Annotated in this window: 18 protein-coding genes; 4 read left to right on the top strand and 14 right to left on the bottom strand. The window is 56.9% G+C overall.

Going from position 1 to position 21,336, the window contains the following annotated elements; all coding sequences use genetic code 11:
* Positions 1–74: 74 nt before the first annotated feature.
* The 9 genes from KHU29_RS00695 to KHU29_RS00655 form a co-directional block, all read right to left on the bottom strand.
* Positions 75–1,703: an ABC transporter substrate-binding protein gene (locus KHU29_RS00695; RefSeq protein ID WP_281416041.1), complete on the bottom strand. Its 1,629-nt coding sequence runs from the start codon at positions 1,701–1,703 to the stop codon at positions 75–77.
* Positions 1,704–1,714: 11 nt separating this feature from the next.
* A complete protein-coding gene (locus KHU29_RS00690; protein WP_211450785.1) occupies positions 1,715–2,719 on the bottom strand; it encodes a peptide ABC transporter ATP-binding protein in 1,005 nt (334 codons plus the stop codon).
* A complete protein-coding gene (gene dppD / locus KHU29_RS00685) occupies positions 2,716–3,753 on the bottom strand; it encodes a dipeptide ABC transporter ATP-binding protein (protein ID WP_211450784.1) in 1,038 nt (345 codons plus the stop codon). The genes KHU29_RS00690 and dppD overlap by 4 nt, the downstream gene beginning before the upstream one ends.
* A 13-nt stretch (positions 3,754–3,766) precedes the next feature.
* A complete protein-coding gene (locus KHU29_RS00680) occupies positions 3,767–4,699 on the bottom strand; it encodes an ABC transporter permease subunit (RefSeq protein ID WP_211450783.1) in 933 nt (310 codons plus the stop codon).
* Positions 4,696–5,706 carry an ABC transporter permease subunit gene (locus KHU29_RS00675; RefSeq protein ID WP_211450782.1) on the bottom strand — a complete coding sequence of 337 codons (1,011 nt, stop codon included), beginning with the start codon at positions 5,704–5,706 and terminating at the stop codon, positions 4,696–4,698. The genes KHU29_RS00680 and KHU29_RS00675 overlap by 4 nt, the downstream gene beginning before the upstream one ends.
* A gap of 190 nt (positions 5,707–5,896) precedes the next feature.
* The gene (locus tag KHU29_RS00670) at positions 5,897–7,501 is read right to left on the bottom strand and encodes an ABC transporter substrate-binding protein (protein WP_211450781.1); all 1,605 of its coding nucleotides are present in this window, start codon (positions 7,499–7,501) and stop codon (positions 5,897–5,899) included.
* A gap of 110 nt (positions 7,502–7,611) precedes the next feature.
* The gene (locus KHU29_RS00665; protein ID WP_211450780.1) at positions 7,612–9,000 is read right to left on the bottom strand and encodes an aminopeptidase P family protein; all 1,389 of its coding nucleotides are present in this window, start codon (positions 8,998–9,000) and stop codon (positions 7,612–7,614) included.
* A gap of 175 nt (positions 9,001–9,175) precedes the next feature.
* Complete coding sequence (locus KHU29_RS00660; protein WP_211450779.1) at positions 9,176–9,790, bottom strand: helix-turn-helix domain-containing protein; 615 nt, start codon at positions 9,788–9,790, stop codon at positions 9,176–9,178.
* A gap of 256 nt (positions 9,791–10,046) precedes the next feature.
* A complete protein-coding gene (locus KHU29_RS00655) occupies positions 10,047–11,354 on the bottom strand; it encodes a replication-associated recombination protein A (protein ID WP_211450778.1) in 1,308 nt (435 codons plus the stop codon).
* Between the two features lie 442 nt (positions 11,355–11,796).
* Here KHU29_RS00655 and fdxA point away from each other — a divergent pair, with 442 nt between their 5' ends.
* A complete protein-coding gene (fdxA, locus tag KHU29_RS00650; protein WP_211450777.1) occupies positions 11,797–12,129 on the top strand; it encodes a ferredoxin FdxA in 333 nt (110 codons plus the stop codon).
* Positions 12,130–12,157: 28 nt separating this feature from the next.
* Here the strand turns inward: fdxA and lolA are convergent, their stop codons facing one another.
* Both lolA and KHU29_RS00640 read right to left on the bottom strand, forming a co-directional pair.
* Entirely contained in the window at positions 12,158–12,805 is a 648-nt protein-coding gene (gene lolA / locus KHU29_RS00645; RefSeq protein WP_211451116.1) for an outer membrane lipoprotein chaperone LolA, read from the bottom strand.
* A 62-nt stretch (positions 12,806–12,867) separates the two neighbouring features.
* The gene (locus KHU29_RS00640) at positions 12,868–15,216 is read right to left on the bottom strand and encodes a DNA translocase FtsK (protein ID WP_211450776.1); all 2,349 of its coding nucleotides are present in this window, start codon (positions 15,214–15,216) and stop codon (positions 12,868–12,870) included.
* 348 nt (positions 15,217–15,564) lie between these two features.
* Between KHU29_RS00640 and trxB the strand changes: the two genes are divergently transcribed.
* Together trxB and KHU29_RS00630 are read left to right on the top strand one after the other, a co-directional pair.
* Entirely contained in the window at positions 15,565–16,521 is a 957-nt protein-coding gene (gene trxB / locus KHU29_RS00635; protein ID WP_211450775.1) for a thioredoxin-disulfide reductase, read from the top strand.
* Between the two features lie 66 nt (positions 16,522–16,587).
* Complete coding sequence (locus KHU29_RS00630; protein ID WP_211450774.1) at positions 16,588–17,238, top strand: Smr/MutS family protein; 651 nt, start codon at positions 16,588–16,590, stop codon at positions 17,236–17,238.
* Positions 17,239–17,266: 28 nt separating this feature from the next.
* On the opposite strand, the gene KHU29_RS00625 is transcribed toward KHU29_RS00630, so the two are convergent.
* Both KHU29_RS00625 and KHU29_RS00620 read right to left on the bottom strand, forming a co-directional pair.
* The gene (locus KHU29_RS00625; RefSeq protein WP_211450773.1) at positions 17,267–18,424 is read right to left on the bottom strand and encodes a PA0069 family radical SAM protein; all 1,158 of its coding nucleotides are present in this window, start codon (positions 18,422–18,424) and stop codon (positions 17,267–17,269) included.
* A 325-nt stretch (positions 18,425–18,749) separates the two neighbouring features.
* Positions 18,750–19,043: a GYD domain-containing protein gene (locus KHU29_RS00620; protein WP_211450772.1), complete on the bottom strand. Its 294-nt coding sequence runs from the start codon at positions 19,041–19,043 to the stop codon at positions 18,750–18,752.
* A 414-nt stretch (positions 19,044–19,457) separates the two neighbouring features.
* Between KHU29_RS00620 and KHU29_RS00615 the strand changes: the two genes are divergently transcribed.
* Positions 19,458–20,441, top strand: a complete 984-nt coding sequence (locus tag KHU29_RS00615) for a bifunctional helix-turn-helix transcriptional regulator/GNAT family N-acetyltransferase (protein ID WP_211450771.1) — start codon at positions 19,458–19,460, stop codon at positions 20,439–20,441.
* Positions 20,442–20,471: 30 nt separating this feature from the next.
* On the opposite strand, the gene KHU29_RS00610 is transcribed toward KHU29_RS00615, so the two are convergent.
* Positions 20,472–21,272, bottom strand: coding sequence for an enoyl-CoA hydratase (locus tag KHU29_RS00610; protein ID WP_211450770.1), 801 nt, complete (start codon positions 21,270–21,272; stop codon positions 20,472–20,474).
* Positions 21,273–21,336: the final 64 nt, after the last annotated feature.

Genomic DNA, 21,336 nt, shown 5'->3' with positions numbered 1-21,336 from the left:
GGCCAGCCAATCTCAGCAACAGGAATTGCCATAAAAGAAACAAATAGAAGCCAACACAGCATACGTCAGCAAATTTACTTACCCAGATCGACCTTGCTGAAGTCATGCAACGCGAAAGCCGACATCTTGAAACCGATCACATTCTTGCGTATCGGCGTATGCGTCAGCGAGTGCGCAAGCGGTATCCATGGCGCTTCGTCATGCGCTATCACCTGCGCCTGCTCGTACAGCTTGGCACGCTCGGCCTGGTTCGTGCTGAGCTTGGCTTTCTGGATCAGTGTCTCGAAACCTTTATTGCACCAGCGCGCAGTATTGCCGCCGCTGCGTACGGATTCGCAGCCCAGCAAAGTTGCAAAGAAATTATCAGGATCGCCGTTGTCGCCTGACCAGCCGAACATCATCGCCTGCTGCGTCCCTTGCTTGCTGCGCTTCAGATATTCGGTCCATTCGTAGGTGGCGAGAGTGGCCTTGACGCCGATCTTTGCCCAGTCGGCCTGGATCAGTTCGGCCATGCGCTTACCGTCCGGATTGTAGGGACGGGTCACCGGCAGGTACCAGAGTTCGACTGCTACACCGTTGGGATAACCGGCCTTCGCCAGCAGAGCCTTGGCCTTGACCGGATCGTAGCTATAATCCTGGATCTTGTTGTCGTAGGACCAGAGCGTAGGCGGAATCGGATTCTTGGCGATCTGGCCGGCGCCTTGATACACCGTTTTGAGAATCGCCTGCTTGTCGGTGGCCAGGTTCAGGGCCTGGCGCATCAGCTTGTTGTCGAATGGCTTTTTCTCTACATTGAAGGAGATATAGCCGACGTTCAAGCCTTCCTTCGTCAACAGGGTGATCGCCGGATCGGCTTTCATCAATTCGATATCAGCCGGCTTGGGAAACGCCATCACCTGGCATTCGTTGGCCTTGAGCTTGGCGTAACGCACCGAGGCGTCCGGCGTAATCGCAAAAATCAGGTTATCCAGTTTCGGCCGGCCATCCCAATAGGCATCGAAAGCCTTGTAACGGATCACCGCGTCTTTTTGATAGGACACGAACTGGAATGGGCCGGTGCCGACAGGCTCGCGGTCGATCGCGTCAGGGGTGCCTGCCGCTTTCATCTTGTCTGCATATTCGGCGGAAAGAATCGAGGCGAAGTCCATGCCCAGGTTGGCGATGAACGGTGCTTCCGGATGTTTCAGCTTGAAGACCACGGTGTAGGCATCGACTTTGCTGATCTTGTCGACGATCTTGTCCATGCCCATGTCGAGGAAATAGCTGAAGCTGGCGCCGGTAGCCAACTGATGGAACGGATGGCTGGCGTCTGCCATGCGATTGAATGAAAACAGCACATCGTCGGCATTGAAATCGCGGCTTGGCTTGAACCTTGCGCTGCTGTGGAACTTGACGCCTTTGCGCAGCTTGAAGGTATAGATCAGGCCGTCATCCGACACCGTCCACGATTCTGCCAAAGCCGGGATAATCTTGGTAGTACCCAATTCAAAGGCGACCAGGCGGTTGTACAAAGGCACCGAGGAAGCATCGAAGGTAGTGCCGGTGGTAAACAGCTGCGGGTTGAAGCCCTCCGGACTGCCCTCCGAGCAAAACACCAAGGTCTTGGCCGCAAACGCCATATTGGCGGTGAAGCACAGCAGCGCGGCCATGCCGATCGCGGCGGCGAGTTTCAATTTCGTGCCCTGCTGCGTCCCCTTTACCATGCCATTTCCTGTCACTGGATTTCTTCCACCCTGTGGCATGCCACCCGGCTGCCGTCAAACTCGCGCAAGGCCGGTACTTCCTGGCGGCAGCGCTCGATTGCATATGGGCAGCGATTATTAAAACTGCAGCCCGGCGGCGGCGCCAGTGGCGACGGCAACTCTCCCGGCAACATCATCTTTTGCTGGCGCTGGGCCGGATCGATGCGCGGGGTACTGGCCAGCAGCGCCTTGGTATAAGGATGCAGCGGCCGGCTGAACACCTGCTGCTTGCTGCCGTGCTCCACGGTTTTACCGAGATACATCACCAGCACGTCGTCGGCAATATGCTCGACTACCGACAGGTTATGCGAGATAAACAGATAGGCGACACCGCTGGCCTGCTGCAAATCCATCAGCAGATTCAACACCTGGGCCTGGATCGATACGTCGAGGGCGGAAACCGGCTCATCGGCGACGATCACCTTGGGATCCAGCATCAAGGCGCGCGCTATCGCTACGCGTTGGCGCTGGCCGCCGGAGAACATGTGCGGGTAACGGCTGTAATGTTCCGGCCGCAAGCCGACCTTGGCCATCATCGCTTGCGCCTTGTCGGCGCGTTCCTTGCTGCTGAGCCGGGTATTGACGATCAGCGGCTCTTCCAGCATCTGTCCGACTTTCTTGCGCGGATTCAAGCTGGCGTAGGGATTTTGAAACACCATTTGCACCAGCGGCCGCACCCGTTTCAAGGTGGCGTGATCGGCATCGGCAATATTAGCGCCGTCCATCCACAACTCGCCACCGGTAGGCGGTTCGATCATCGTGATCTGGCGCGCCAGGGTGGATTTGCCGCAACCGGACTCGCCCACCACCGCCAGCGTTTTACCGGGCTCCAAGACGAACGAGATACCGTCCAGTGCGCGTGCTGTGGCCTTTGGCTTGAACAGACCTTGCGATACGCTGTAATGCTTGATCAGGTTTTTTGCTTCAAGCAAAACCACCGGGCTGGCAAGCGCTTCTATATTCGAATTCATCATCATGCAACCCCACTGCTTAATATCAGATCTGGTGTTTTGCGGGATATTTCCGACCAGCCGTTAGTCGGCTGGCCGGCATGATCAAGCGGAAAATGGCAGCGCACCTGCTCTTTTGCTTCTCCCAGCAATTCCGGCCGCACTTGCCGGCAACGGTCTTGCGCATACGCGCAGCGCGGGCTGAGCAAACAGCCAGTGGGGCGATCGTACTGGCCGGGCACCACGCCAGGAATGGTTTGCAAACGTGCGCGGCCGATATTGTGCTCCGGCAGCGCCGCCAGCAAAGCCTGGGTGTACGGATGTTTGGGCGCGTTGAAAATATCCGGTACGCGGCCGGTCTCCACCACCTGCCCTGCGTACATCACCACTACCCGCTGTGCGGTTTGGGCGACAACGCTAAGATCGTGCGTAATCAACATCAAGGCCATGCCGCGGTCGCGCTGCAACTGCAGCAGCAACTCCAGCATTTGTGCCTGCACCGTGACATCCAGCGCCGTGGTCGGCTCGTCCGCAATCAGCAAACGCGGATTGCAGGCGATCGCGATGGCGACCATCACGCGTTGGCTCATGCCGCCGGAAAGCTGATGCGGATAAGCATCCAGGCGTCGTTCCGGATCGGGAATATCGACCTGCTTGAGCAGCGCCAGTGCTTTGGCCCGCAATTCTTTATTGGAGCCGCCCTGATGCACGCGCAGGGTTTCGATCAATTGATAAGCAACCGTAAAAGACGGATTGAGGCTGGTCATCGGATCCTGGAAGATCATGGCGATGTCTTTGCCGAGCATGCTGCGCCGTTCTTTTTCAGGCATTGTCAGCAAGTCGCGGCCGTCAAAAGCCATGCGTTCGCCTTTGACGCGGCCCGGGTAATCGATCAACCCCATCAACGCCAGTGAAGTGACGCTTTTTCCGGAACCGGATTCACCAACGATACCAACCACTTCGCCAGCCTCGATACTCAGATCCAGGCCATCGACTGCGGTAAAGGGCGCTGCTGTCGAGCCGAACTCGACCCGCAGCTGCTTAATTTCTAGGAGTGCCATGTCGAATCTCGCCTTATCGTTTCAGTTTCGGGTCGAGCGCATCGCGCAAGCCGTCGCCCATCAGGTTGAACGCCAGTACCGAGATCAAAATCGCCAGGCCGGGGAACGCGACCACCCACCAGGCACTCTGGATGAATTCCATGGCGCTGGCCAGCATCGAGCCCCACTCGGGTGTCGGCGGCTGCGCGCCCATGCCGAGAAAGCCCAGTGCCGCCGCATCCAGGATGGCGGAAGAAAAACCGAGCGTGGCTTGTACGATCAACGGCGCCAGGCAGTTTGGCAGCACGCAATTGAACATGATGCGCAAGGTACCCGCGCCGGCGATGCGTGAGGCGCTGACGTAATCGCGCGACATCTCGCCGATGACCGCGGCCCGCGTCTGGCGCGCATAGTGCGGTAGCATCACGACGGCAATTGCGTACATCGCATTCATCAGGCCTGGCCCCAGGATGGCGACCACGGCGATGGCCAGCAGCAAGCTCGGCAACGCCAGCATGATGTCCATCAAACGCATGATGGCGACTTCAACCATGCCGCGGAAGTAACCGGCCAACAGGCCAAGCAACACACCGGTAGTGAGCGACAGCGAGATGGAAACCAGGCCGATCAGCAACGACAGACGAACCCCGTGGATCAGGCGCGACAGCATATCGCGCCCGACCGGATCCGTGCCGAGCAGGAACTGGCTGCTGCCGCCTGCTTGCCATACCGGCGGCACCAGGGTGAAATCGCGGAACTGTTCGATCGGCGAATGTGGCGCAATCACATCGGCAAACAAGGCTGCCAACACCATCGCGATGATGACGGCCAAGCCGATTACGGCGCCGCGGTTCTGGCTGAAATAGCCCCAGAATTCGCGCAGTGGATGTGGCGGTGCGTTGACGGTGGTCTTCGGTGAAGCGTTAGTTTGCGGCGCACTAACGGGCGGTACATTGACGTTGTTCATGAGCGATGGCGAATACGTGGATTAATCACGCCGTACAGCAAGTCGACGGCCAGATTGACGAGGATGATGATGGTCGCCGACATCAGGATGCCGCCCTGCACCACCGGATAATCGCGTCGTTGAATCGCCGCTACCAGCCATTTGCCTATGCCCGGCCAGGAAAAGATGGTTTCAGTCAGGATCGCGCCGGCCAGCAAGGTGCCGACTTGCAGGCCGACCACTGTGACTACCGGAATCAAGGCATTGCGCAGAGCGTGCACACCCACTACCCGCCACGGCGAGAGTCCTTTGGCGCGCGCGGTGCGCACATAATCTTCCCGCAAGACTTCCAGCATGGCGGAGCGCGTCATGCGCGCAATCACCGCCAGCGGAATGGTGCCGAGCGCGATGGTAGGAAGAATCAGATGTGACAGCGCAGATTTAAAAGCGCCGCTATCGTCCGACAACAAGCTGTCGATCAGCATGAAGCCGGTAACCGGCGGCACATCAAACAGGATATCGATACGGCCCGAGACCGGGGTCCAGCCCAAGGTCACGGAAAACAGCAGGATCAGCAGCAGCGCCCACCAGAAGACCGGCATGGAATAACCGGTCAGCGATGCGCCCATCACCGAATAATCGAGTACGGTATTGCGCTTCAAGGCGGCCAGTATGCCGGCCGGCAAACCGATGGTCAGGGCAAACAGTATCGCGCAAAAAGACAACTCCAGCGTCGCCGGAAACAACGTTTTGAATTCACCCAGCACGGAGGTATGCGTCATGATCGACATGCCCAGGTCGCCCTTGAACAGGTTGCCGAGATAGTTAAAGTACTGCATGTAAATCGGCTGGTCGAGACCAAGCTCGTGCGCCATTTGCGCGTAACGGGCCGGGTCCATGCCGCGCTCGCCGGTCATGGCTTCGACGGCGTTGCCGGGGATAAGGTGTATCAGTAAAAACACCAGCAGCGTGATGCCGAGAAAGGTCGGAATGACCAAACCGACACGGCGCAGGAGAAATCCAAACATTGGCGTTACCTGTTCGATGAAAGAGGACAGCAACAACACTGTCATTTGTAGGGTGGGCACCTGTGCCCACGCGTGACCGTGATAACCGGAGACCAGGCCGCACCGTATGGGCGTGGAGTGAGTTCACGCGTGGGCACAACGTGCCCACCCTACGCGATGGAACAATAATCAGGCCGTGATTAGCTATACGTTACTTGGCCAGATCAACCTTCTCAAAGTGATGATGGGCAAACACGGCCATCTTGAAGCCGATCACTTCCTTGCGCACCGGTGTGAAACGGACCGAATGCGCCAGGTCTATCCATGGTGCTTCTTCATGCAAGATCACTTGCGCCTGTTCATACAGCTTGGCACGCTCGTCCTGCTTCGGTGTCAGCTTGGCCTTTTGGATCAGCGCTTCATAATCCTTGTTGCACCAGCGCGCAGTGTTGCCGCCGCCCTTTACACCTTCACAACCCAGCAACGGCGCGAAGAAATTATCCGGATCGCCATTGTCGCCAGACCAGCCGAACATCATCGAGTGCTGATCGCCCTGCTTGCTGCGCTTCAGGTATTCAGTCCATTCGTAAGTGGTGAGCTTGGTCTTGACGCCGATTTTTGCCCAGTCAGCCTGGATCAGCTCGGCCATGCGCTTGCCATCCGGATTGTATGGGCGGGTGACCGGCAGGTACCACATTTCGACTTCAACGCCGTTCGGATAGCCGGCTTTAGCCAGCAATTCCTTGGCCTTGACCGGATCGTAGGTGTAATCCTTGATCTTGTCGTTGTAGCCCCAGAGAGTTGGCGGGATCGGGTTCTTGGCCAGGATGCCGGCGCCTTGATAAACGGTCTTGAGGATGGTTTGCTTGTCCACCGCCATGTTCAGCGCCTGGCGCACAAGCTTGTTATCGAACGGCTTTTTCTCGACATTGAACGAGATGTAGCCGATGTTCAAGCCTTCCTTGGTCATCATCTTGATGGATGGATCCGCTTTCATCAATTCGATGTCAGCCGGTTTCGGGAACGCCATTACCTGGCACTCGTTCGCCTTGAGCTTGGCGTAACGCACCGACGCATCAGGGGTGATGGCGTAGATCAGGTTATCCAGCTTTGGCCGGCCGCCCCAAAAAGCGTCAAACGCCTTGTAGCGGATCACGGCGTCCTTTTGGTAAGACACGAACTGGAACGGGCCGGTGCCGATCGGTTCACGGTCGATCACTTCAGGCGTGCCCGCCTTCTTCATGTTATCGGCATATTCGGCCGACAGGATCGAGGCGAAATCCATGCCCAGGTTAGCGATGAACGGCGCTTCCGGATGCTTCAGCTTGAAAACGACGGTGGTGTCATCGACTTTTTCAACCTTGTCGATGATCTTGTCCATGCCCATGTCGAGGTAATAGCCGAAGCTCTGGCCGGCGGCAAGCTTGTGATATGGATGATTGGCGTCGCCCATGCGGTTGAACGAGAACAGCACGTCGTCGGCGTTGAAATCGCGGGTCGGCTTGAACTTGGCGCTGCTATGGAACTTGACGCCTTTACGCAGCTTGAAAGTGTAAGTCAGGCCGTCTTCGGACACAGTCCACGATTCGGCAAGACCTGGAATCGGCTTGGTGGTGCCTAGTTCGAATTCGACCAGGCGGTTGTACATCGGCACCGACGATGCATCGAAAGTAGTGCCGGTAGTGTACAGCTGCGGATTAAAGCCTTCCGGGCTGCCTTCCGAGCAAAACACCAATGTCTTGGCCGCTGCCGCATAACCGGCGGTGGCGCACAGGACGGCGAGCAAGGCAGCCTTGGCAATCAATTTTCTTTTCATCACAGGTCTCTTTCTTAAGGTTATGGTGAAGGTGGTGTATTTAACAACAATTCACATCGAGAACACAAGTTGGAATGTACAACGCATTTCACTACGGTTTCAAACCTTCTTCAAGCCGCCATCAAGGTTTCGATTTCGGCACAGGTTTTAGGAATCGCCGGGCCCAATACGCGCGCTCCTGAACTGGTCACCAGCACGTCGTCTTCAATCCGGATGCCGCCAAAATCCATATATTCGACAAACTTCTCATAATTGATCAGGTTGCTGTGGCGTGCTTCCGCTTGCCAGCGCTGAATCAGGGCCGGAATAAAATACATGCCCGGCTCGACCGTCACCACCATGCCTGCGCGCAAAGGCTTTGCCAGGCGCAGATTGCGCAGGCCAAACAGTTCGCTGCGGCTGACGCTGGCGTCGTAACCGACGCGGGTTTCGCCCAGGCCTTCCATGTCATGCACGTCCAACCCCATCTGGTGGCCGAGGCCGTGCGGGAAACAGATAGCGTAGGCGCCAGATTCAACCACTTGCTCAGGGCTGCCGTTAAAAAATCCCAGTTTGATCATGGCCGCAACCATATGACCGGCAGCCAGCTTGTGCACTTCGAGATAAGAAATCCCCGGCCGCATGGTGTCGATAGCCAGCAGCTGCGCAGCCAGCACGATTTCATACAAGCTGCGCTGGCTTTCGCTGAAACGGCCGCCAACCGGAAACGTGCGGGTGATATCGCTGGCATAACCCAAGGCGCTGGAAGCACCGGAATCGTTCACCACCAGATCGCCCGCTTGCAAAAGATTCTTGTGATCGCGGTTGTGCAAGATCTCGCCGCAGCGGGAAAAAATCATCGGATAGGCGTTTTGCAAATCATGGCTGCGCATGATGCCCTCCATTGCCGCCACCACCTGATATTCATAGGTGCCGGCCTTGGCCTGCTGCATGGCGGCGATATGCATGTCGCGCGTGACGCTCAGCGCGTTTTCTATTTCTGCGATTTCTTCGTCGCCCTTGATTTCGCGCAGCGCGATCACGGCAGCCATCAGGCTTTCGGAGGCGCCGGCCTTGCATTGCTCCGGGGTGCAGCCCAGCAGGCTCGCCAGTTCCAATATGGTTTCGCCACGATACGGCGGCAGGTAATGAATCGTGCGGCCTTGGCTGCGCGCCTGTGCCAGCACGTCAGCCAATTGTTTATACGGCTGCGCCGCCGCGATGCCTACCGACTCGGCACGCTCCGCGAAGGGGGTTTGCGGCCCGACCCAGATCACATCGTCGAGGCCTGGATCGTCGCCGAACAGGATCTCGCTATCGGCGTCGATATCGATCAGCGCCGCCAGATCCGGCTGGTTCAAGCCGAAGAAATAGGAAAACGAGGAGTCCTGGCGAAACCAGTAATGGTTATGCAGGTAGTTCATGGAGACGTCGGTATTACCCGGCAACAGCAGCAAGCCGGATGAGAACTTCTGCTTGAGCTGGCGCCGGCGCTGTGCGTAAATCGCTGACTCAAACATGGTAACCCCGCGCTAGTACGGCAACTTTAAATGCATCTTGATTCATCACTACTCCATTCCGCAGTCACTACTGACATCATCGTTCAGCTTCACGCAAAGCGCCAGCAATCATGGCTTTTTGCAATTGCAAAAATCATGCCACAAGCGGCCTTTGCCCCACGTTCAAAAAATCCATTCAAAAAAATTCGGTCCCGCGCAATAATTCTTCCTGTTCCTCGGATGCCGGCGATTGCGGCCCGTCAAACAGCGCCACGGTGCCGACCCAGATCACCTCAGCCACCTGATTCTCATGCGGCAGGGATTCAATACTGTGAGGAATATTCGCGTCGAAATGCAAGCTATCGCCGACATTCAGCACATAACTGTCTTTACCAACCGTGTAGCCGACTTGCCCGCTGAGCACGAAGATCATTTCATCGCCTTCGTGCGACACCATTTCCGATTTATAACCGGATGGCATGGTGAATTTCACCGAATGTACCTGACTGCCGGGGAATACCGTCGATAGCCGTTCGTATTTAACCCGTCCGCTGGCGACCGAATACGGCTGCCGCTGGCTGTGATAGGTATCTGGCCGCAATTGCACGGGTTGTTTGATCAGGTCGCCAATCGCCACGCCCAGCGCTTTGGCGATCACCACCAGCGAGGTAATCGAGGGGCTGGTCTGGCCGCGCTCAAGCTGCGAGATGAATCCCGCGGTCAATCCGGTTTCGGTCGCGACTTGCACCAGCGTCTTCTTGATAGCATGACGCCGCGCGCGGATCGACTTGCCCAGCTGTGGCATTTCCATTGTTTCTGTCTCCGGCCTGTCTCTGGTCGTACCTGGGATTTATTACTTCCCAATCGATCAACGCGATCTTGGCCGCGTTAATTCAAAAGTAACTTTTTAATATTTAGCGTTAGCACCGCGGCTGCCATTACCGCTGCGATTTCGCTTGTCAGGCGTCGGAAATTATAGTCACACTAAAATTTGAGTCAAGGATCTTTTTCAGATTACCTTAGAACCTCTGAGGTTACACGGTTACCTGTGACATCGCATTTAGTGATTACTTGCCACTATTTGCGTCTTCGTCGAGACTTCGCAAGAATTGCATTTTCTCGGCGATCTTGGATTCCACCCCGCGCGGCACCGGCTGATACCAGCCGGGATCGCCGATGCCATCGGGCAGATAGGTTTCGCCCGCCGCATAGGCGTGCGGCTCGTTGTGCGCATAGCGATACTCGTGACCGTAGCCGAGCTCCTTCATCAGCTTGGTCGGCGCATTTCTCAGGTGCACCGGCACCTCTCTCGACTTGTCATTCCGGACAAACGCCATGGCTTGATTGAAGGCGTTGTAACCGGCATTGCTTTTGGCTGCTATCGCCAGATAAATTACCGCCTGCCCCAACGCCAGCTCACCTTCAGGCGAACCCAATCGCTCGTAGGTCGCTGCGGCATCGGTCGCAATCTGCATCGCGCGCGGATCGGCCAGGCCGATATCTTCCCAGGCCATGCGGATAATCCGGCGCGACAGGTATTTGGGATCGGCGCCGCCATCCAGCATGCGGCACAACCAGTACAGCGCGCCATCAGGGCTGGAACCGCGCACCGATTTGTGCAACGCCGAGATCTGATCGTAAAAATTGTCACCGCCCTTGTCGAAGCGGCGCGCATTCAAAGTCAGTGCATTTTGCAGGAACTCTGCGGTAACTTGCGTCACACCCGAAGCCTTGATAGCGCTGCCGCTCTGCTCCAGCAAATTGAGCAACCTGCGCGCGTCGCCGTCGGCATAGCCGATCAGGGTATCGACGGCGGCATCGTCAAACTGCAGATGTGACAATACCCGTTCCTGCGCGCGCGCCAGCAACTGTTTCAACTCATCCTCGCTCAACGCCTGCAGCACATACACTTGCGCCCGCGATAGCAAAGCGGAGTTGACTTCAAATGAAGGATTTTCGGTGGTGGCGCCAATGAAGGTCACCAGGCCCGATTCTGCATAGGGCAGCAAGGCATCTTGCTGCGATTTGTTGAAGCGATGAATTTCATCGACGAACAAGATCGTATGTTTACCCTGCGCCAGATATTGCTGCGCCTGCTCCATCGCCGCACGGATATCCTTGACACCTGAAAACACTGCCGACAACGGGATGAATTCGCAGTCGAAAGCATTTGCGGTCAAACGCGCCAGCGTGGTCTTGCCGACACCAGGCGGCCCCCACAAGATCATGGAATGCGGCTTGCCCGATTCAAACGCCAGCCGCAGCGGCTTGCCTGCACCCAGCAAATGGCTCTGCCCGATCACCTCGTCCAGCGTCGCCGGACGCAGGGCTTCGGCCAATGGTGGAGTGGGTTCTACTTTGAAGAGATCGGACATAGGGATGATTCGGTGAAAAATGTTCTTTGTTTGGAAAATGAAAAACGATAAAGCATAAGTAACGATATGCAGATGCGAATCGACGACATAGTGATCTGGGGTCAGAGTTTAATGCCGTTAAGTTAAGGTTACCGGTTATGTTAAGGTTACCGGTTATAGCGCTTGGCACGTCATTCCCGCGAACGCGGGAATCCATTTTAACCACCATACTCTGCAACATGGATCCCCGCGTTCGCGGGGATGACGCAGTGACCGCATTGGTCCATCTAAAGAATACCGTTCGCGGCTTAACTTAACGGCATTAGGGTCAGAGTGAAGTTTCGGCGGTAAAACATACCGAAAGTTCACGCTGACCCCGGTTAGTTCTGGCTGCTCGGCGCAAAAATGGCGATTATGAGAGAATCGCTGTCGATTTTGCCCAGAAACCACTCTCCGCCAAACCATGCCCTTTGTCGTCACCGATTCCTGCATCCATTGCAAATACACCGACTGCGTCGATGTCTGCCCTATGGATTGTTTTCGACAAGGGCCGAATTTCCTGGTGATCGTTCCGGACAATTGCATTGACTGTTCGATGTGCGTGCCTGAATGTCCTGTAGGCGCGATCTATAACGAAATCGACCTGCCCGACGAGCAACGCCATTTCATCGAAATCAACGCCCGCCTGGCCGCTCATCCTGACTGGAAACCGATCACTCGCTCACAAGCGCCGTTGCCCGACCATGAAACCTGGCGCGAAGTCGCCAATAAGCTGGAATTCCTGAAGCTGGCGTAACGTGGGCACAAATGCTTGCCCACGTTACTTATTGATTCAAAACGTCCGCGCCCTTAGGCACCACGAACTTGAACTGCCCGGCAGACAACGACGGATTCTTGACGAAGTTCTTGAATGTCAGTAACGATACCTGGCCAAATGAATCGCGCAATTCCATCGCCTGCGGCAATCCATCCTTCAAGCCGATGCCGATATGATCGAAAGTGGTGTCTTTGGCTTTAGGCGTCGCTTCCAGCCACTCCATGCCATCCTTGGCCTGGCCTTCTTTCAGCACGAAATTCTTCTCCAGGTCGTTACTGCCGAACAGAATCGCCGCCGGCGACGAACCTAGCGCATTGCCCAGGCTCTTGGTGGTGACCTGGTTCAGATCCTTGTCGTAGATATACAGCTTGTCGCCGTCGGCCTGCAAAATCTGTTCGTACGGCTTCTGGTAAGTCCAGATGAACTTGCCCGGCCGGGCAAAAATAAAAATGCCGCTGGAAGTGCTAGTGACCTTCGGTGCCTTGCCGGCGTCGATTTTCACCAGTTGCTGGGAGAACTCGCCCTTGGCCGATTGCGTGCTGCTGACGAAGGATTTGAACTGTTCCAGCGCGCTGGCGCCGGCCAGCGACGGCAGCAAGGCCATGGTCAAAGACAGGCCGACAATCAAACGCCCCGATTTGAATCTCGCAAACATATTGCTTTTGGTGCTGCCGATGATGCTGGCGGTAATTTTCTTTTGCATGTTTTTGCTCCGTATTACTCCGTATTGCTGCTGTTGTTATTTCCTGCCGGCACCAGTATTTCCCGGTTGCCGTTGGATTGCATGGTCGAGACCAGCCCGCTTGTTTCCATTTGTTCCAGCAAGCGCGCCGCGCGGTTGTAGCCGATGCGCAGATGACGCTGTACCAGCGAAATCGAGGCGCGCCGGTTCTTCAGCACCACCGCCACCGCCTGGTCATACAGCTCGTCGCCTTCGGTGCCGCCGGCAGCTGCACCGCCGATCGCACCGTCGCCGCCATCTTCCAGCACGCCGCCTTCGAGTATCCCTTCGATGTAATTCGGCTCGCCTTGTTCCTTCAGATAATCAACTACCCGATGCACTTCCTCATCCGAGACGAACGCACCATGCACCCGGATCGGCAAGCCGGTGCCCGGCGGCATGTACAGCATGTCGCCCATGCCGAGCAGCGCTTCCGCCCCCATCTGGTCGAGAATCGTGCGCGAATCGATCTTGCTGCTGACCTGGAACGCGATCCGGGTCGGCACGTTGGCCTTGATCAGGCCGGTGATCACGTCTACAGATGGGCGCTGCGTCGCCAGAATCAAGTGGATGCCGGCAGCGCGCGCTTTTTGGGCGATACGCGCGATCAGTTCTTCCACCTTCTTGCCGACTACCATCATCAGGTCGGCCAGCTCGTCGATGATGACGACGATGGTCGGTAATTTTTCCAGAGGTTCCGGCGCGTCCGGCGTCAGGCTGAACGGGTTCGGAATTTTCTCTTCACGCTTGTCGGCTTCGGTGATCTTCTGGTTGTAACCGGTCAGGTTACGCACACCCATCTTCGACATCAGCTTGTAGCGGCGCTCCATCTCGTTGACCGCCCAGTTCAGTGCATGGCCGGCCTGGCGCATGTCGGTCACCACCGGCGCCAGCAGATGCGGAATGCCCTCGTAGATCGACAACTCAAGCATCTTCGGATCGATCAGGATCAGGCGCACCTGGTTCGGATCAGATTTGTAGAGCAAGGACAGGATGGTGGCGTTGATACCCACCGATTTACCCGAACCGGTAGTACCGGCCACCAGCAAGTGCGGCATCTTGGCCAGATCCGCCACCACCGGATGGCCGGCGATATCCTTGCCGAGCGCGATGGTGAGGCTGGAGACGCCATCGTTATATACCTTGGAACCGAGAATCTCGGTCAGGCGCACGATTTGACGTTTAGGATTAGGCAACTCCAAGCCCATGAACATTTTGCCGGGAATCACTTCGACCACACGGATCGAAGTCAGCGACAGCGAGCGCGCCAAATCGCGCGCCAGGCCGACAATCTGGCTGCCCTTGACACCGGTTGCCGGTTCGATTTCGTAGCGGGTAATCACCGGCCCCGGATAAGCGGCCACAACTTTGACCTGCACGCCGAAATCGGAAAGTTTTTTCTCGATCAGGCGGCTGGTGAATTCCAGCGTTTCGACACTGACGGTCTGCTGCTGCGGCGGCGCTTCATCCAGCAGCGACAGCGGCGGCAGATTGGTGTCCGGCAGATCCGTGAACAAGGCGCTTTGTTTTTCCTTCTCGACCCGTTCCGATTTTGGTACCGCGACGATTTGCGGCTCTATCCTGATCGGCGGCGCTACAACGATCTTGGCGCGTTCCTGAACCACCACCTCTTCGCGCTTGACGGCAGCAACCTGCCCTACCTTGCGGTCTTCGCGGGCCACATAGAAATCCTTCAGCCACAGCGCGCCATTTTCAATGCCGGCGCCGATGCGTTCAGCCACCGTCAGCCATGAGACATGGAAAAACAGGCTGATGCCCAGTGCAATCAGCAAAAGCAAGAATAACGTAGAGCCGGTAAAGCCCAGCGCAGTTTGCGCACCGCTGCCGATCAATTGGCCCAGGACGCCGCCTGGCGCACGCGGCAGCTGCATGTGCAGCGTCGACATGCGGGTGTATTCGATACCCATGCTGCCGATCAGGATCAAGACGAAACCGGCGCCGCGGATCAAGCCTTCCTGATGATGTTCCGGCTCGGCCGCTTTATCCACCAGGAAACGCTGTGAAATGCGCTTGTAGCCTTGCCACAAGGTGCGCAACAGCAGCGCGCACCACCACCATGCGGAAGCGCCGAACACGAACAACATCAGATCGGACAGCCATGCGCCGATACGGCCGCCCCAATTGTGCAGATGCGGCACCACACTGGCGTGCGACCAGCCCGGATCGGATTTCGAGTAACTGGCTAAAATGATAATCAGATAGGCCGTAATGACTGCATAGGCGATCCAGCGCGCTTCATACAAAAGCCGGACCAGACGGCTCGGCAGCGGCTGCGCTTCCTGCGGTTTGGTGTTGCGGGTATAGGCTTGGCTTGTTCTAGTCATAAATCCGGTGAGTGTTGCTACGTTGTTGTATCTCGATAGTTACTGCTCGACAGTTACTGCTCGACAATTACTGCCCTATGGTTACAGATTGCTGCTCAGCATGTAACCGTAAGTTGAAATTATGCACCCAATACCTATATATATAACCAGTGTTTGATGTTTCCAATTGAAACATAGACAAAAGAGCAGCGTCGGCGGGCATGGAATTTTGATGCACCGCACACGTGTAGACTATAATCTTACCGAGTTTTTGCACCCAATTTGATGATCTTGACAATATTTATCCGCTACCCGCGATAAATCCACCGTCATGATCAGTTACCTGATATCTGTTACCTGAGGGCACACATGACCACTACCAAACCCGCCAAACACGCCCATGTCTTGATTCTCGGCTCCGGACCTGCCGGCTACAGCGCCGCTGTCTACGCCGCCCGCGCCAACCTGAACCCGGTGCTGATTACCGGCGTCGAACAGGGCGGGCAGCTGATGACCACTACCGACGTCGAGAACTGGCCCGGCGATCCGCACGGCGTGCAAGGTCCGGAACTCATGCAACGCCTGCTCAAACACGCAGAAGAATTCAAGACAGAAATCATTTTCGATCATATCCACACCACCAAGTTATCGGAAAAACCATTTCGCCTGATCGGCGACTCCGGTGAATACACCTGCGACGCCCTGATCATCGCCACCGGCGCCTCGGCACAATACCTCGGCTTGCCGTCGGAGGAAGCCTTCATGGGCAAAGGCGTGTCCGCCTGCGCCACCTGCGACGGCTTCTTCTACCGCGGCCAGGAAGTCGCCGTGGTCGGCGGCGGCAATACCGCGGTCGAAGAAGCGCTGTACCTGTCCAACATCGCCAGCAAGGTCACCCTGATCCATCGCCGCGACAAGTTCCGCGCCGAGCCGATCCTGGTCGACCGCCTCAATGCCAAAGTGGCCGAGGGCAAGATCGTCATCAAGTACAACCACACGCTGGACGAAGTCACCGGCGACACCAGCGGCGTCACTGGCATCAACATTAAATCGACCGCCGACGGCAGCATTACGCCGATCAAACTGCACGGCGTGTTCATCGCCATCGGCCACAAGCCGAACACCGGGATTTTCGACGGCCAGCTGGTAATGCACAATGGTTATATCAAGACCAAAACCGGTCTCGAAGGCATGGCTACCGCCACCAGCGTGCCAGGTGTGTTTGCCGCCGGCGACGTCCAGGATCATATCTATCGCCAAGCCATCACCAGCGCCGGCACCGGCTGTATGGCGGCGCTGGATGCGCAGCGCTTCCTGGAGGATTAAAGTTGACGCGTGGGCACAAAGGCGTGCCCACGCTGCCCACCCTACAAACTCGTGGAACCACACATCATGGCCGGTCCGATCAAGGACTTCAACGCCCTCAAGTCAATGCGCAAGGAACTCAAAGCGCAGGACGAAGCACGTCAGGCCGCTGCCGCCGAGCGCCAGCGCCGCGAACAGGAAGCACTGCGCGACGCCGATATCTTTCGCAGCAGCATCGGCAACGTCAAGCCATTAACCGTACCGCCCAAATTCACTCCTGGCGTGCCACGCCCGCTACCGATCGCACGCCAGCATCTGGCGGACGAACAAGCGGCGCTGCAAGAATCGCTGTCAGACGATTTCACCATCGAAACCCTGCTGCACTGCGACGAATCACTCAGCTTTGCCCGCAACGGCATCGGCCCGGATGTCATGCGCAAACTGCGGCGCGGCCATTGGACCATCCAGCAACAGCTCGACCTGCACGGCTTGCGGCGCGAAGAAGCACGCGAAGCCCTGGCCGAATTCCTGCGCCTCGCTGCCAAGCGCGGCTGGCGGTGCGTCCGCATCATCCACGGCAAAGGACTCGGCTCGGTCAACAAGGAACCGGTGCTGAAATCCAAAGTCCGCAACTGGCTGGTGCAGAAGGAAGAAGTACTGGCCTTCTGCCAGGCTACCGCCGCCGAAGGTGGTTCTGGCGCCTTGCTGGTGCTGCTCAAGGGCCAGGCCGCCTCGTAACAACCTCCGCCGCCCCTACCACCTCCTGCTAAAACAAACCCAACTGACCTGACAGCCGGTCTTTTTCCGGTGGCACATACGGCCGCCGGAAGCGGCTCGCATCCAGCGTCGCAAACGACCCGCGCTGCACCATGCCGAACCGGATCAAGGCTTTTTCAAAACGCTGCCGCAACAGATCCGCCCACACGCCCTCGCCGCGCATGCGGGTAGCAAAATCGGCGTCGTAATCGGCGCCGCCGCGCATCTCGCGAATGCGATTCATCACGCGATTGGCGCGCTCAGGAAAATGCGCATCGAGCCAATTCTGGAACAACGGATTCACCTCCCACGGCAAGCGCAATACGATGTAACTGGCGCGCACCGCACCCGCTTCGGCCGCCGCCTCCATCACACGCTCCAGATCGGGTTCGGTGACAAATGGAATCATCGGCGCGATGCTGACGCTGACCGGGATACCCGCCTCGGCCAGCGTACGGATGGTGCGCAGGCGCCGCGCCGGTGCTGCGGCACGCGGCTCCAGGGTGCGGGCGATGGCGGCATCCAGCGTGGTGATGGTGACTGCCACTACCGCCTGCCGTTTGGCCGCCATGCTAGCCAACAAATCGATATCGCGCTCTATCAGCGACGATTTGGTAATCAAGGCCAGCGGATGTTCGCAATCGTGCAGCACTTGCAAGATACGCCGGGTCAGCTTCAATTCGCGTTCGCATGGTTGATAAGCATCGGTGTTGATGCCAAGCGCAATCGATTCCGGGACATAGGAAGGCTTGGCCAACTCCCGGAGCAATACTTCAGGCGCATTGACCTTGGCAAAAATCCGACTCTCGAAATCCAGCCCGGGCGACAAGCCGAGGTAGCTATGGGATGGCCGGGCGAAGCAATAAATGCAGCCATGCTCGCATCCGCGGTACGGGTTCAGGGACACATTGAACGGCAAATCCGGTGAAGCATTACGGCTCAGGATGGTCTTTGCCTGCTCTTCGGTGACAATAGTCCGCACCGCTGCCGGCTCAAGCTGCCCGTCCTCGGTAGTCCAGCCATCATCAAAATCCTCACGCTGCGCAACTTCGTAGCGGCCCTGCATATTGTTGGTCGCGCCACGGCCCTTGCGCACTATGTCGGGAGCCTGGAACTTAAGTACCTGCGTGATTACTTGGGGTGACGGTTTTTTTTGATAATCTGACATTGCGACACCAATTACTGTATATATGTACAGTATATTAGCGTAAACCTGGTCTTTTACAATACCGGCATAAGCTGCTTTTGATGCCTGCCCCCAGACCTCTGGCCGCCGGATGGAGGGTGCTGCCGATGGCTACCATGCTCGCGACGAACAACGCCGATATTTTTCGCATGTGCCTCTCCATCAGAAAGCCCCAATTGCAGGCCTATCGTGGCGCGCCTGCCTGCGTCTCCTCGACAGGATTTCAGGATTTGTTCCATTTCCATGCGGATTGCCCCCGAGATACCTTGGTGCTCCCTGTGACCGGAGTAGATGCGCCGTCGATCCCTTACGGCATCTTGCTGAGAATCCCGCTCATCTCATCTGTGGAAAATGCACGCAGTGTTTGCGTCCGGACGTTACCTTGCGCGCCGAGGGACAGTCCGAACGCGGTAATGGTCGCGTCGTCGGGCGCTTCGAAGGTTACTACCAAATCGTAACTACCAAGCGTCCAGTAAACATCCTTCATTTCAATGCCACACTTCTTTGCCATTTCGCGAACAGCAGCTGCTCGCTTAGTGGTGTCTTTCACGGTGCGGATTCCCTGGTCTGTGAAATTAGTGAGAACGATATAAGTTGCCATGGTGAGTCTCCTTGTCGGCGGGGATGACACTACGCGTTGCCGAGGCGCGTAGAACAAATCGCGACTTGCTTTCCCTCATCGGCGCGGAGGCTGCAACAGGCAACAATAGAACGGGTGAAGCAGCTACGGTCGCCAAAGCGACGGCAAGCGCAGATCGACGATTCACGCTGTCCATGATTGAGCCGGAGGCCCAATTTTTTAAAGAATAAGTTGAATCCAGTATAGGCAATGGCAGGTAGCTTGCAAATTTCGGCGGCGGCGGCTCTCTGGCTAAACATTGTTATCGCAACCTGCCGCAAGCATCAAACGTAGTCGCTGAGAACAACCCGGAAGTAATCGCATTTGATATAGTTGCATTTCGCAAGTATATTGGTTGTGTTACGCAACCTTATTGACAACCTTATTGAGGGTGCCATGCGCTATTTCAATTTCCCGGTCAAACCCGGAGAACATACGATTCTCGAATTACGCGAGCACTCACGAAAACTGGTGCGCGAGCTCGGTTTCATGCGGCCCTCTTTGGCAGATAGCAATCTCGCGCCATCGGCGGTGCATGCGATCATCGAAATCGGCCTTGTTCCTGGCATCCAGGCGCGCAACCTGGCAAGCGTGCTGCGGCTGGACAAGTCGAACACCAGCCGGCAGGTGGCCAAACTTGAAGCGCTCGGCCTGATAACTCGCGCGAGCGCAGACGATGACGGACGTTCTTTCCGGCTCTACCTGACTGAAGCAGGCCAGAAACTGCGCGAGAAAATCGACCGGTTTGCAACGGACCAGGTATCCAACGCACTGCGCCAGCTGACCTCCGCCGAGCAGCAGACTTTGGTTAGATCTCTCGCTCTGTACACGGATGCGTTAACGCAGAACAACGCTGGCAAGGCGCTGCAACCAGAAGGTTCGACAGATCAGCAGATCGTACAAGGCTACCAGCCCGGATGCGTAGGCGATATTGCAAGCTTGCATGCGCGCTACTATTCGCAGGCATCCGGCTTCGGCGTTTTCTTCGAAAGGAGAGTGGCCACGGAACTGGCCGAATTCGCCCAGGCCCTGCCTGCCAAAAACAAGGCGCTCTGGCTTTATCTCGAAAACGGCAAGACATTAGGTTCGATCGCGATAGATGGCGACGAAACCACCGGCATCGCTCACCTGCGCTGGTTCATCGTTGACGATACGTTGCGCGGATCCGGCGTCGGACGTCGCCTGCTGTCGCTGGCAATGGAGTTTGTCGATGACCGGTTCGACGAGACGTACTTGTGGACCTTCAAGGGCCTCGACGCGGCGCGCCACCTGTACGAATCGTCAGGCTTCAATCTGACAGACGAAGCGGAAGGATCGCAGTGGGGAACAACGGTTGTCGAACAACGGTTCAGCCGTCGTTCCGGCAAAATGCGGCGCTGACTTTGAAGAAAAATCCCGGTAGCGTTATCGTCAAAACGCCCATACCGGCTGGCGCTTGCCCAAAAAGGCATCAATCCCCTCGCCCGCATCGTGCTCCATCATGTTGCGGGCCATGACGTCGCTGGCGTAATCGTAGGCATCGCTCACGCTCATCTGCTGCTGCCGGTAAAACATCGATTTACCGTGACGCACCGCGGCTGGGCTTTTTGCCATGATTTCAGCCACTTTGCCTGCTATAGCGGCATCGAGCTGGTCTTCTGCAACTGCGTCATTGATCAAGCCCCAATCCTTGGCTGTTGCAGCGTCGATGAAACGTCCTGTGATCAACATGTCGAAGGCGCGTTTTGAGGAAATATTGCGGCACAAAGCGACCGCAGGCGTTGCGCAAAACAGGCCGACGTTGATGCCGGAGACGGCAAACCGCGCGGAGTCCGAGGCAATCGCCAAATCACAGCTGGCAACCAGTTGGCAGCCTGCGGCGGTGGCGATGCCATGTACCCTTGCAATCACCGGCACAGGGAGCGCCTGGATACTCTGCATTAACCGGCTGCAGCGGATAAACAAGGTTTTGTAATAGGCGAGATCAGGATGACTGCGCATTTCGCGCAAATCGTGGCCGGCGCAGAACGCCTTGCCAGCACCAGCCAGGACCACGCAACGAATGCCGGGATCGCCGGCAATCACATCCAATTCGTGCTGCAAGGCATCTAGCAGCACCTCGGACAGGGCGTTGAACTGCAAGGGCCGGTTCATGCGTAGTGTCACGACACCGTTGCAATTCTCTTTCTGCAGCATGACTTCGGTCAATGCAGTCAAATTAACGTAGTCCATTGCGATGCTCCCGAGCCAACGGCTTGATTCAGTGGCTTTTTACCCACTTTTTACCCTCTTTGTA

The sequence above is a fragment of the Collimonas antrihumi genome (assembly GCF_018304965.1).
Lineage (GTDB): Bacteria > Pseudomonadota > Gammaproteobacteria > Burkholderiales > Burkholderiaceae_D > Collimonas > Collimonas antrihumi.
This window is presented reverse-complemented; position numbering and strand designations above follow the sequence as displayed.